Here is a 10,677-nt window from a genome sequence, read left to right as displayed (position 1 = left end):
GGGCTATCTACGTCACTTCGGGCGAGAACTTGCAGGTGGGAAGCTCAAAATCCGGGGACTGTAGGCAGGCTTGTAGGCGAGGAACCTATTCGGCCAGCACCACATTCGGGTACGGATCGTTCGTGTTCTGGGCCTCGATTCGGTCCTTGCAGTCCTTGCACATCAAGGACATATACCCGTCCCCTACAGGCCGCTCGCCGCAGATTCCGCACATCGGTTTGTCAGACACGCGCCGATCCTAAGCGAGCCGAACGGTCCGGTTCTGACCGGCGCGCTAGCTCGCCGGAACCACAGCCCCGCCCGATGCGTCCGTGGAGATATGTACCCAAACCCGTACCCGGAGTTGATCGGCCTGGACCTCATCGTGTTCGGCGAACACGTCTTCGGCGACCCTGACGAAGCAGCGGAGTCGGAGGCGGCGCAGTGGGATTGGGATTCCCGGCGACCGGCACGCCTTCGGCGAGCGTGGGAGTGCGGGCGCTGGCGCGGCTAGCCCTGGCGGCTCGACAAGGCCGCACCGACCAGTGTGCTATCCCCGGATTCCAACCTTCCGGCCCAGCTCCCGAACCTCCGCACGCATACCGCTCGGCGGCTTGCGCATCAGGCTCAGCACCATGTCCCGGGCGAACCCGTTGTACCGAATCGTCTCGGGCGCGGTCTGCTCCGACTTCTTCAGCATCGTGAGAGCCGCAGTGTTCTCGCCGCGCTGCGCGTAGGCGCGAGCTACTTCGATGAGGTGCCGGCCGCGCCGTGGAACCGAAACGATTTGGTCGGCGTCGATACGGTTCGCCGCTTGCAGCGCTTCGCCCGGCTGACGCAGTTCCACGCCGAGCGTTGTTGCGTGGGCGGCCATCACGGGCTGGCTGAAGCTGGTCTGCACGTGCCGGTACGTCGGGCCGAGTTGCTGCGCAATCTCATCGGCCTGTTCCCAACTTCGCCATGCCTCGCCGCTTCGACCACGCCGGGCGTATACGTAGGCGATCTCGAATTCCAGCGCACCCACGATGCCGTGCCAATCGTCCGGGGTCTCATCGCGGCCGAGATATGGCCGAATCTGTTCGATCGCGTTGCGCGCGAGCGCGATAGCTTCCTCCCAGCGCCCGGAATCGCGGAGCGCCTGCACCATGGCCCAGGCAGACGAAGCGATCACGTACGGGTCGTCGGCCTCGTAGCCTTCGTTCACGGCGCGGTCGGCCACCATCCACACCAGTTCGGGGGCGGGCTGATAGGCCACGTAGAAGTCAGCAAGTTGGTAGACGCCCGCCAGTGTGCGCCGCGCGGCCCGGCGATCGTCGCTGGTGCGCGCCGCGGTCTGTGCGTCACGGATCAGGCCGGGCAGCAACGCGCCCAGCTGGGATCTGTGGTCGGGGCTGGAATGGCGGACGCGCCACGCCTTGCGGAGCCGTTCAGCAAGGTGAGTGCCGTTCACGGTCTTGTCACGTGGGGTAATGCGGTAGTCGGTCAGCGCCGCCTGTACATCGGACAAGGCCGCATGTCTTTCGCCAGCAAACACGGTCACGGGCACAGCATGGTCATCGCCAGTGAGCGCGGCAAGGTCATCCAACTCCAGCGCGCGGGCAATTCTCAGCAGCACGGGGAGATTCGGAACGCGCTGAATCCTGCCATTCTCCAACGATTTCAGCCACTCGGCAGACATGCCAACCTGGCCAGCCAGCACAGGGCGAGACATGCCGCGCCGCTCACGGGCCGAGCGGATTCGCTCGCCGACCCGGGTTGCTTCATCCGGATTGGTCATGATGGCCGCCTTTCCCCATATGGTCGCGACCGTCTCAGCCTAAAGGGGTTGGGGGTACGTTCGTACCCCTTGCGGATATCGGTACTGCATACGGTCTGTTTTGTGGCCTTCGGCCACAGGTGGCCCCGGCGGCGGCCCGATCCATAATCACCCGTCGCCGGGTGCCCACCTCCATCGATCTCGTGCAACGGGGTGGCGATGTTCACGCTTCCGATCGGACTCTTGATAGCCGTGCTCATCGTCATAACCGTTGGCGCTGTGTTCCTTCCGACCAAGAGGTGAGGACATGCCAGGTTTTCGCGCCGTCCAAGAGCACAAGTGGGTTGATGACTGGTGCGACCGTAGCCAGATACACGAACTGGATCAGCGGCGCGCCGAAGGGATCATGAAGATTCACGAGACGTGCACGCCGCCGTGTCCCCGGGTGACAGCCGCGCGGCTCTACCTGGAGCGGAACGGATATCGGAAATCCGAGGCGTGACGCGCGTGAGTGAGATCGCCGGACCCATTCGTCCCGAGGACGCCGTGGACGGGTGGAAGCTCCGCGGCGACGCTGCGGGCTGGTGGCTTTCAAAAATGCTGAGTGATGGCACCGAGGCAACCATCAAGGGGACGACCGCAACGACGTGCGCGTGGCGCGTTGGCTGGCGGGAAGCCTCCGAGCGAAGCGTGGACAAAGCACGCGAGCACGCCGATGCCTGGATACGCGGGCATAGCCGAATGTGCGCCGCCCCGGCCGATCCTATGGACCGCCCGTGATCGTGGGCTGTACCCTCACCCCACGATCACCGAGGGGAATCCATGAGAACCGTTGCCGCACTTCCGATCGCCTTCGCCGCCGCGCTGCTCGCCGGTTGCGGATCCTCCGGAGATGCGAGCGCGCCGCCCTCAGCGACCACTACCGCGGTGCCGGCGGCGGCCACAACGACCGCGGCGGCCGGACCGAGCAAGACCACCTCGCCGCGCGGAAACCTGGTGGAGCCCATCGGCACCGAGGCGGGCATCCGCAAACCGGGTGAGGATCCGGTCATCAAATGGACCGTGACGGAGATCAAGGCCGACGTGCCGTGTACCGAATCGACCGCGTTGCCGTCGGAGAACGGGCATTTCGTAGTCGTGTCGATCGACGCCGAAACGTCCGCGGGCTTCGTACCCGCCAAGTTGCCCGCGGGGTTCTTCCACCCGGGCAACTATTGGTCCCTGGTGGACGCCAGCGGAATCACGCACCCGCACGCCGATTCCACAGCCGTCTACCGCTGCCGCAAGGGAGACTGGCCGATCGATCTCGCGCCGGGCTCGAAGTACCGGTTCCAGCTGACGTTCGACTCCCCCACCGCGAGCGGCATTCTCGCCTTCGCGCCGACCGGGCCGGGCGGTTGGGAGTGGAACTTCTAGCCCTGAAACGACGAAAGCGCCCCGGCCGTTTGGCCGGGGCGCTATTCGTTCGCGGGGCTAGAAGTCCTTCACCCAGGTGTTGGCGTCTTGCTTGATGGACATGTTCGCCGACGAGCCCATCTGACACTGCAGCTTGATCAAGTCGCCGTTGGCGAGGTTCACACCCGTAGCCTGCACCGTCGCGGTAGCCGGGGTGCTGTTGGATGACATGACAGCCGAACCGGTAGCAAGCGGAGTGGTCGTGTTGCCGTTCAGGATCAGGCGCAGTGTGCAGTTAGCACCGCCGAACGTGTTGTACAAGAACACAGCGCTGGCCTGCACGGTCGCGTTGGACTTGGAACCATTGACCACAAGGGACAGCCCGCCGGACACCGTTGATCCTGACGCCGCTGTCCAGGCTGGGACATCCACCCACGCTGTGCTGTTAGGGGTGAAGTCGCCGTTTTTGTTCATCTGAGACGCCGCGAAGTTGTTCGCCGCTACCGCTGGGGCGACTGCTGCGGCCGAGGCCGTAGCCGCGGGAGCGGTCAACGTCGCGCCACCACCGACAGTCGGGGCCACGCCCGCCGCCGCCGCGGTCGCGGCAACCGCGGCAACCGTCTTGGACGCGGCGACGATCGGCACCGGCGCCGAAGCGTTCGCCGACGCGGGCGGCGGAATCACGATCGCGCTGCCCGAGGTGCTGACCGACGGCACGACACCAGCAGCCGAAGCGGCTGCCGTGGGTACCGAAACCTGCCTGTCGGACAGCGGCGGTATGGCACTCGCGCCCGCAGTTGCTGCCACAGCGACTACCAGGGCGTCGGCTCTCACGACCGGCGCGGGCGCGGCGGCCGAGGCTGTAGCGACTACAGCCGTGAGCGAGGACGCGGCCGAGATCTCCGGCGCGACACCAGCGGCCGACGCCAGCGCGCGGGGTGGCGTGATCGGCGCAGGGGTAGCCGACACGACCGGCGGCACCGCGGCGGCACTGGCGTTCGCACTGGGCGGCACCGATACCAGCGCGGGCACCGTTCCGTCCCAGACCAATAGCGCACCCAGGTACGCCTGGACCACGTGCGTGGTGCCGAGCCGTATGAACTGGGGCGCAAGCCAGTGCGCGTAGATCGCCATGGCTACGCCACGGTGATTGTTGCGATGCCCGCCGAATCGAACGTGATGGTCAGCGTTCCCGCGGTGGTCGACACGTCCGCGCCGAAGTCGATGAACACCATGAGCGGGCGTGTGGCGTCGGTGCCGGGCGTGCTGTCGTAGATGACCAGGCCGCGCGCGGTGATGGTGGAGCTACCCCATGCCACGTCGTTCGCGTCGAACATGAACGTGTTGGTGCTGGCGTTGTACGTGAACGCGACACTGGCCAGCGTGGCACCGCCGGCGGTGTAGCCCGTGCCGGTGACTTCGTTGGTGATGTCATCCTTGAAGTCGTGCGCATCCTGGTCGAACGTGTAGGCGCTGGTCACCAACATGGCCTTGAAGGTGTCGGCCGAAACGTCGATCTTCTTCTTCGCCATGGCGTCGAACGCCTTGCTGTACCACTTCGCGGTTACGGCCATTTCGATTGGTTCCCTTCAGGATTCGCAGGCCCCTAGGGAATGGAGATGTTGCGATCAGCCCTCGACAACCAGGTACAGCGTCTCGGGGTCCGGGGTGGTGAGCGCGGCGTACGCGCTGGCGGTGATCCGCTGCGCGCGGGCAATGCCGCCACCGTTGCGGACCGCGGTCGCGTCCTCGGTGGGCGGCACGGGCAGTCCGGCCTGGATCAGCGGCCACAGCCGGACCGGGGTGGCGCTGGACGGCACGGTGATTTGATACTGCCGGTTGCCGATTCGCACCAGCGCGGGGCCGGGGTCGAGGCTCGGCGTGGTGAGCACGCCCGCGACGGCCTGGACGAAGAACGGTGCCGTGGTGATGGTGCCGGTACCGCTGGCCGACTGGCGCAGGACCAGCGAGGCGAATTCGAAGGTGGTCGAATTGTCTGCGCCCGCAATGTTCGCGATCGGTTCAGAAATCACGGTCATGGCTGCGGGCCTCTCCACTCGGGATCGTCACGGCGCAGCGCGGCGACCAGATCGTCCAGGAAACAGCCGTCACGGTGCGAGGACTTGTACAGGCGCACGTACAGGTCCGAATGCTCATCGATCAGGGCTTGAAATGCCTTGTTGGACTCCATGAGTTCCACGAACCATCGGACGGCCGCCGTGCTGGTGGCTTCGGTGTCCGGCTTGCCTTCCACCACGACGGCGTGCGGGTCATAGGCTGGGTCGTCGGTCTTGATGGCCCGGAACAACGCGGGCATCACGGTCATGTGCACAAAGTCCACGTCCCACGGAAGCCGTTCGTGCCCAAGATGTTTGCGCGCGGCAATCCCGTCGAAGCACATTGCGACATAGAACGCCTTGACGTTGGCAAGCCGATCGGTCATCACGCCGCCCGCAGGTAGTAGAAGGGCAATTTCGTGGAGTGGTCCCAGTGCAAATCCGATTCCGCGATGGTCGCGGGCATGGACGAATAGCTGTTCGCGTAGGCGTAGTTCTTGCGCGGGTACAGGCTCGAGTTCGCGCGGTTCATGTCCGTGATCGTGGTCGCCAGCAGGCTCGCGCAGTTCTGCCCGAAACCGGTGACCTGGAGCGTGGCAACCGCATACACCTCGTCCTGGTGGGCGTCGATGGTCACGCCCAGGCTGAAGCGGTGCTCGGTGTTGGTCGCCGTGATGTTGGATTTGATGTCAATTGCCGCGGCGGCCGGAGCGAGCAGGGTCAGGTTGCCGTTCGCGGGGTTCATCCGATACACCCCGAGATACGCGGCATTGATGCCAAGCCAAGTCAGGGAGCCGCCGGAGCAGAATCCGGCCATGTCCAGCTTGCAGTCCTTCGTGATGCGGATGAATCCGATTTCAAGGCCGTTGAATCCGGATCCGGCCGGGACGTACTGCGGGATCTGGGACATGTTGTGCACGTGCGGGGATGCGGTCGAACTTCCGCCGGTGCTCGTGGAGGACGCCGCGCCGTTCGTGAGCTGGGACCGGGCGAAGGTGGCTTGCTCCTTCGGATCCATCGAGGTCCACAGCGTCGAATTGATCGGTACGTCAACGATTTTCGGGCGCTCGGAGATGGGCGTGTTGTACTCGTCGTGCGCGGTGTCCTGGAGCCCTTCGAACGCGGACATGATGCCGCCGGACATGGTGGCCTTCGCCTCATCGACCGTCTTCATCTGCATTGCACGGAACAGGCCGACGCCGAGCGAGCCGGGCGGTGTGGCACCGCCGGGCGCGGTCACGCCATCTCCAGCGGCGGCGGGGCGGGCATGTCCACGTCGAGCGACAGCAGGGCTTGGCGTACTTCGTTGTCCCACTGCATATGCCGCTCGGCAGACTCGCGGCGGCGTAGCTCGCCCGCGTAGGTCGCGGCCTTGTGCTCGGCCAGCTGTCGTTCGACCTCGCTCACGCGCCGGTCGGCCGCGGCGGTCGCATTCTCGGCCAGCCTGGTTGCGATGCCTTCGAGCGTCACGAGCGCGTCCACTCGGTTGCGGCGGCGGGCGAACAGGCCCGTGATCACCGCGCCGACACCGCCACCAATGCCTAGGCCGCTCAGGGTGCCGGCGAGATCCTGGAGATTCATACCGGCCTCCTGTGCGGGTACATGGACGGACATGCGGCTACCCCTCGGCCGCCGGAATCTCGGCCACCGCGCCCTTGACGGGCTTGACTGCAGGCCGGATCAGCAGGCCCGCGACTATCGGCGCGATCAGGCCGTAGATCGTGGTCAGCGAATCGACCCAGGCCGTATCGATCTGGCGGCCAAGGAAGTAGGCCAGCACTCCGGAGGCGGCCACCAGGACCGAGCGGACCAGCGCCGGTTCCGGGACGCGGGAGCGCGGCGCGGGCTCGGGGGCGGTCACTGGGCACCGCCGGGCGCGTGCGCCTCGCCGCCTGCGGCGGCCGGGGCGGCAATCACGGTGGCGTGCTTCGGGGTCACGAACCCGTCGATGCCGAGGCGCTCGCCGATGACGGCCAGGGCGTCCACGACGGTCCGGCCGCCCAACTGTGGCCAACCGCCCCATTGGTGATCCGGGCCGCCCAGCTGGTCGCGCACATCGGCGATGGCGTCCACCATCGTCTTGCCGCCCAGCTGGTCCCAGCCGTTCAGACTCGGCCCGCGCAGCTGCGCCTGGACGTCCTGAGCTTCGTTGGCCATGGTCTTGCCTCCATCTGCGCCGAACAGCGCATCGAGTTGTGCGGCAGTGCCGCGGAACGCCCACGCATCGATCTCAAGACCGGCGACGCGGGCGCGCTTCGTGAACTGGAGCAGGGCAACGGTGTTGCCGCCGTACGGCATCCACCCGAGCGCGTTGTCTCCCGGGTACAGGTCCGAGGCGTAACCGGGCTCGTCGTCGCCGTAGGCCGAGGCCATCAGCGACGGCAGGCCGGACAGGTCGGGACTTCCGATGTGCCCGGACCAGTACCAGCGCGGCAGGTAGGTGACCGCGACGCGGTAGCCGCGGCGGACGAACTCGGCATGCACGGCTCGCAGAACCTCGGCGTCGCCGGAACCTTCCTCGTGATCGAGCATCACGCTCACGCGCCGGTCGGGTTCGGCGCCCTCGAAGTTGTCCACCTGGTCGGCGGCCGGTGGTCCGTCCTCCACGTAGTGATAGGCCATGAACCGCAGGCCATTCCGGAGCGCGCCCGCTTTCTGCGCGGCATACGCGGGGCTGCGGTACTCGCTGCCCTGGCTCGCTTTCGCGATCACGGCCGAGAATCCTTCGGCCGCTACCTGGTCCAGATCGATACCGGCCTGCCAGCCCGAAATGTCGATGCCCCACAGCGTCATAGCGCACCGCCGGGGCCGACGAGCTGGAGCAGGTTGTCACGCCACACCGCGGTATCGCCGGTGCCAGCGGCCGGCGCGGCGGCGTAACCCTTCGGCGCGATCATGCTCGCCAGCCAGGGCATCGAGAGCCAGTAGTGTTCTATGCCGCTGAATCTCGCCGGATCTGCGACGTAAGCCCGCCGGTCACGATCGTCGTACCCAACAACCGCGATGTAGTGGTAGATGGTCTGGTTCGCCGGATAGCCCGGGGGCTGATTACCCGGTGGCGCAACGATGTTCACCACCAAGCCGTTGCCGCCGTCGATGCTGCCCACGATGTCATCCCACAGTCGATCGACCTGCGCAGGCGTGGGCGGATCGTTCGGAATTTCGACCGTGGCGTACGGCTGCCCGGTGCGGCGCGCCAGCACCGCGGTTACCTGCCCGATCCAATCCGTACCGTCGATGTCGGTTCCCAGCTCGTCGGCCAGTTCCCGTTCCGGCACGTCGATTCCGCGCGCAGTCAGAACGATCTGCGTGGACGCCGGGGCGCACCAATAGCCTGTCTCCTGCGGGCTGTAGGTGTGGTTCAGGATGTGTTCGGTCATGGCTACTCCAGTCCCATATGGGCAACGATGCGTTCGGCCACCTCGCGGCCGACGGGGCTGTCTGCGTGGACGTTGGTCACGCCGAGACTCCCCAATACCTCGATGAGTTCGGGGACGGGTCGTTTGAGCCGCTTCGCCAGCGACGCGACCGTGTGCCGCATGGCGGGCGGACCTGGCTTCTCGCCGTCGGCCAGGCCGAAGCCTTCGAGTACCGCGGCGCGGATCTCGGCGCGCTCGTGCTGGGGTAGCTCGCGCATTACCTCGGCGATGGTCTTGCGCACAGGGTCCGGGGTGTCCAGCGATACCCACTTGCCCGCGGCCTGCCATTGGTTCGCCGTAACCGATGCTGGCGCCTGGTACTTCAGCGTCGGTTCGGCCGCCGGGCGTGCGCCGAGCGTCCACATGCGGAAGCTCTGCAACTCGAAGTATTCGATGGGCAGCATGAGCGGCGCGCCCTTCATGGCGGGCATCGCCACAAACATCCACAGGAACGCTTGCCGCGGGTTCGACAGGTCGCACGTCTCGCGCGTCGGCACGCCGAGCCCTTCCCAGGCGGGCCACTTGTTGAACGGCTTGCCGTCCACCTCGCCGCCGACCATGGGCGCGATCTGCTTTTCCAGCTTCGTCTTCGTGGCGGCGCGCTCACGCTCGGCCGCGCGCCGCTGCTGTCGTGTCGGTTCCATTGGGTCGCAGGCCCTTTCCAGCTCAGAACAGGCCGAGCTGTTGTAGTGCGTCGGTGAATTCCTCGAGCCGCTCCCACGCCCGCGCCAGCGGATCCTGGAGGGCGGCGTCCGAGCCGATGGTGAGAACCCAAGTGGGCGCGGTCTGGCGGTCCCAGTGCAGTTCGACCTTCGACACGCGGTCCATGTAGATGCGGCCGGTCTTGTCGCCGCGAATCGTGAAGCCGCACCGGTCATTCAGCCAGACATGTCCGGCCTCGCCCACCACAAACGGTGCGCCGTCGCGAGCACCGAACTGCACGGCGTCGTAGCGGCGCGTCTTCCAGAAACCGGCGCGCAGCACCAGCAGAGACGACAGGGTGTATGCCTTGCCGCTGCTGCTGGCGAAGTACTCGAAATACCTTGTCCAGCCCTGGGTTACGGCCCGGTAGTGCGATCGGGCGACCATGAACGCGAGCAGCGCGTCCGTGTAGATCGGGGACAAGATGGCATCGACAGAGCCGCCGATCGGCGGGATGACGATTGCGGCGGCGATCAGATCGCCCGCCATCTGGATTGCCGCGGAGATCAACTCGTTGAAGTGGCGAGATCGCCGGTGCCCCTGCCATTTTCAGGCAGGGGCACCGACGACCCCCGGCATCGAGTGTCCGCCCGTGACAACCTGGATTCCCTTGGATCCAGTGCGCTTGTACTTGTACCTGTCGAGTCCGGATACCTCGCCGTCCCTCCACACGACGAAGGGCAGCTGTTTCTGCGTTCGAGGTGGCGCGTTCGGGTCGTAGTACTCCGGCGGGATCGTGCCGTCGGTGACGAGCGACTCCGTGGAGTCGATCAGGTCGCCCACGAATTCCTGTACGGTGCGGATCAATCCGTCCCAGATCGTGCCGCCGTTCGCGGTGCCGGAGTAGGTACCGGAGCGATCAACAAACGAGATGATGCGGGTGCCGTGGCGCAGGTTCGCGCCCGGCCACGGCTCGGGGTCGCCCTCGAGGTAGATGTCTATCTCGCAGACCACTTCGCCGTCGTCCATGATCGGCCCGGCCAGCTCATGAAAGTTCTTGAAGCGGCTGATCGCGATGCCCCACAGCACGCCCGAGGCCATGGCTTCCAGGAACGAAATCGGCCGTACGACGGTCGAATACGTGGCCTGGTTCAGGTCGCCGCGCTGCGCCCCGTCCATAGGGTCGGACGGGAGCGCCCACGTCGATCCGGCTTCACGCTGGATCTGTAGGTCGAGCATCACGGACAGAACCCACGTGATCGGACCGGGCAGCAAGAAGACCTGCGGCCACTGGATCCACTCGGGAAACCATGGCGCTGACCAGCAGGAATACCACTTGCAGCGCTCATAGTCGCTCAGAAAATGAGCAATGATGATCTGGTCGCCGGTCTTGTCGTCCAGGTCGAGTTCCAGGGTGTCGTACAGGCCG

15 protein-coding genes and 1 pseudogene are annotated in these 10,677 nt (G+C 66.1%); 3 read left to right on the top strand and 13 right to left on the bottom strand.

What is annotated here, in order from left to right:
* Window positions 1-85: 85 nt before the first annotated feature.
* The gene (locus tag ON43_RS45175; protein ID WP_157514293.1) at window positions 86-229 is read right to left on the bottom strand and encodes a hypothetical protein; all 144 of its coding nucleotides are present in this window, start codon (window positions 227-229) and stop codon (window positions 86-88) included.
* Between the two features lie 90 nt (window positions 230-319).
* Between ON43_RS45175 and ON43_RS45170 the strand changes: the two genes are divergently transcribed.
* Window positions 320-493, top strand: coding sequence for a hypothetical protein (locus ON43_RS45170; RefSeq protein ID WP_157514292.1), 174 nt, complete (start codon window positions 320-322; stop codon window positions 491-493).
* Window positions 494-529: 36 nt separating this feature from the next.
* Here ON43_RS45170 and ON43_RS35340 read toward each other — a convergent pair whose 3' ends face one another.
* The gene (locus tag ON43_RS35340; protein ID WP_040814667.1) at window positions 530-1,756 is read right to left on the bottom strand and encodes a helix-turn-helix domain-containing protein; all 1,227 of its coding nucleotides are present in this window, start codon (window positions 1,754-1,756) and stop codon (window positions 530-532) included.
* A gap of 801 nt (window positions 1,757-2,557) precedes the next feature.
* Here ON43_RS35340 and ON43_RS35330 point away from each other — a divergent pair.
* Window positions 2,558-3,151: a hypothetical protein gene (locus ON43_RS35330; protein WP_040814665.1), complete on the top strand. Its 594-nt coding sequence runs from the start codon at window positions 2,558-2,560 to the stop codon at window positions 3,149-3,151.
* A gap of 57 nt (window positions 3,152-3,208) precedes the next feature.
* On the opposite strand, the gene ON43_RS35325 is transcribed toward ON43_RS35330, so the two are convergent.
* On the bottom strand, window positions 3,209-3,523 hold the full coding sequence (locus ON43_RS35325; protein ID WP_157514291.1) for a hypothetical protein: 315 nt from the start codon (window positions 3,521-3,523) through the stop codon (window positions 3,209-3,211).
* Between the two features lie 97 nt (window positions 3,524-3,620).
* Here ON43_RS35325 and ON43_RS35320 point away from each other — a divergent pair, with 97 nt between their 5' ends.
* The gene (locus tag ON43_RS35320) at window positions 3,621-4,256 is read left to right on the top strand and encodes a hypothetical protein (protein ID WP_040814661.1); all 636 of its coding nucleotides are present in this window, start codon (window positions 3,621-3,623) and stop codon (window positions 4,254-4,256) included.
* 10 nt (window positions 4,257-4,266) lie between these two features.
* On the opposite strand, the gene ON43_RS35315 is transcribed toward ON43_RS35320, so the two are convergent.
* The 10 genes and pseudogenes from ON43_RS35315 to ON43_RS47355 form a co-directional block, all read right to left on the bottom strand.
* The gene (locus ON43_RS35315; RefSeq protein WP_040814659.1) at window positions 4,267-4,704 is read right to left on the bottom strand and encodes a hypothetical protein; all 438 of its coding nucleotides are present in this window, start codon (window positions 4,702-4,704) and stop codon (window positions 4,267-4,269) included.
* A 54-nt stretch (window positions 4,705-4,758) separates the two neighbouring features.
* The gene (locus tag ON43_RS35310) at window positions 4,759-5,169 is read right to left on the bottom strand and encodes a phage upper tail fiber protein (protein ID WP_040814657.1); all 411 of its coding nucleotides are present in this window, start codon (window positions 5,167-5,169) and stop codon (window positions 4,759-4,761) included.
* Window positions 5,166-5,573 (bottom strand): beta/alpha barrel domain-containing protein, encoded by a 408-nt coding sequence (locus ON43_RS35305; protein WP_040814655.1) that lies wholly within the window; start codon window positions 5,571-5,573, stop codon window positions 5,166-5,168. The genes ON43_RS35310 and ON43_RS35305 overlap by 4 nt, the downstream gene beginning before the upstream one ends.
* Window positions 5,573-6,427, bottom strand: a complete 855-nt coding sequence (locus ON43_RS35300) for a hypothetical protein (protein WP_040814653.1) — start codon at window positions 6,425-6,427, stop codon at window positions 5,573-5,575. The genes ON43_RS35305 and ON43_RS35300 overlap by 1 nt, the downstream gene beginning before the upstream one ends.
* Window positions 6,424-6,801, bottom strand: coding sequence for a hypothetical protein (locus ON43_RS35295; RefSeq protein WP_040814651.1), 378 nt, complete (start codon window positions 6,799-6,801; stop codon window positions 6,424-6,426). The genes ON43_RS35300 and ON43_RS35295 overlap by 4 nt, the downstream gene beginning before the upstream one ends.
* A gap of 4 nt (window positions 6,802-6,805) precedes the next feature.
* Window positions 6,806-7,048 carry a hypothetical protein gene (locus ON43_RS35290; RefSeq protein ID WP_051179660.1) on the bottom strand — a complete coding sequence of 81 codons (243 nt, stop codon included), beginning with the start codon at window positions 7,046-7,048 and terminating at the stop codon, window positions 6,806-6,808.
* Entirely contained in the window at window positions 7,045-7,980 is a 936-nt protein-coding gene (locus ON43_RS35285) for a glycoside hydrolase family 25 protein (protein ID WP_051179659.1), read from the bottom strand. Before ON43_RS35285 ends, ON43_RS35290 begins: the two co-directional genes overlap by 4 nt.
* Complete coding sequence (locus tag ON43_RS35280) at window positions 7,977-8,567, bottom strand: C39 family peptidase (RefSeq protein WP_051179658.1); 591 nt, start codon at window positions 8,565-8,567, stop codon at window positions 7,977-7,979. Before ON43_RS35280 ends, ON43_RS35285 begins: the two co-directional genes overlap by 4 nt.
* A gap of 2 nt (window positions 8,568-8,569) precedes the next feature.
* Window positions 8,570-9,250: a translation initiation factor IF-2 N-terminal domain-containing protein gene (locus ON43_RS42970; protein WP_051179657.1), complete on the bottom strand. Its 681-nt coding sequence runs from the start codon at window positions 9,248-9,250 to the stop codon at window positions 8,570-8,572.
* A 22-nt stretch (window positions 9,251-9,272) separates the two neighbouring features.
* Window positions 9,273-10,619, bottom strand: a pseudogene (locus tag ON43_RS47355) (Gp37-like protein).
* Window positions 10,620-10,677 lie beyond the last annotated feature (58 nt).

The organism is Nocardia concava NBRC 100430 (assembly GCF_000308815.1).
Taxonomy (GTDB): Bacteria; Actinomycetota; Actinomycetes; order Mycobacteriales; family Mycobacteriaceae; genus Nocardia; species Nocardia concava.
The sequence above is the reverse complement of the archived record's forward strand: the minus strand, read 5'-3'. Positions and strand labels throughout refer to the sequence as shown.

Excerpts from the sequence above, each read along its gene's own strand:
- ON43_RS45170 (WP_157514292.1), top strand. The coding sequence starts at position 320 with ATGTACCCAAACCCGTACCCGGAGTTGATCGGCCTGGACCTCATCGTG.
- ON43_RS35340 (WP_040814667.1), bottom strand. The coding sequence starts at position 1,756 with ATGACCAATCCGGATGAAGCAACCCGGGTCGGCGAGCGAATCCGCTCG.
- ON43_RS35330 (WP_040814665.1), top strand. The coding sequence starts at position 2,558 with ATGAGAACCGTTGCCGCACTTCCGATCGCCTTCGCCGCCGCGCTGCTC.
- ON43_RS35315 (WP_040814659.1), bottom strand. The coding sequence starts at position 4,704 with ATGGCCGTAACCGCGAAGTGGTACAGCAAGGCGTTCGACGCCATGGCG.
- ON43_RS35310 (WP_040814657.1), bottom strand. The coding sequence starts at position 5,169 with ATGACCGTGATTTCTGAACCGATCGCGAACATTGCGGGCGCAGACAAT.
- ON43_RS35305 (WP_040814655.1), bottom strand. The coding sequence starts at position 5,573 with ATGACCGATCGGCTTGCCAACGTCAAGGCGTTCTATGTCGCAATGTGC.
- ON43_RS35295 (WP_040814651.1), bottom strand. The coding sequence starts at position 6,801 with ATGTCCGTCCATGTACCCGCACAGGAGGCCGGTATGAATCTCCAGGAT.
- ON43_RS35285 (WP_051179659.1), bottom strand. The coding sequence starts at position 7,980 with ATGACGCTGTGGGGCATCGACATTTCGGGCTGGCAGGCCGGTATCGAT.
- ON43_RS35280 (WP_051179658.1), bottom strand. The coding sequence starts at position 8,567 with ATGACCGAACACATCCTGAACCACACCTACAGCCCGCAGGAGACAGGC.
- ON43_RS42970 (WP_051179657.1), bottom strand. The coding sequence starts at position 9,250 with ATGGAACCGACACGACAGCAGCGGCGCGCGGCCGAGCGTGAGCGCGCC.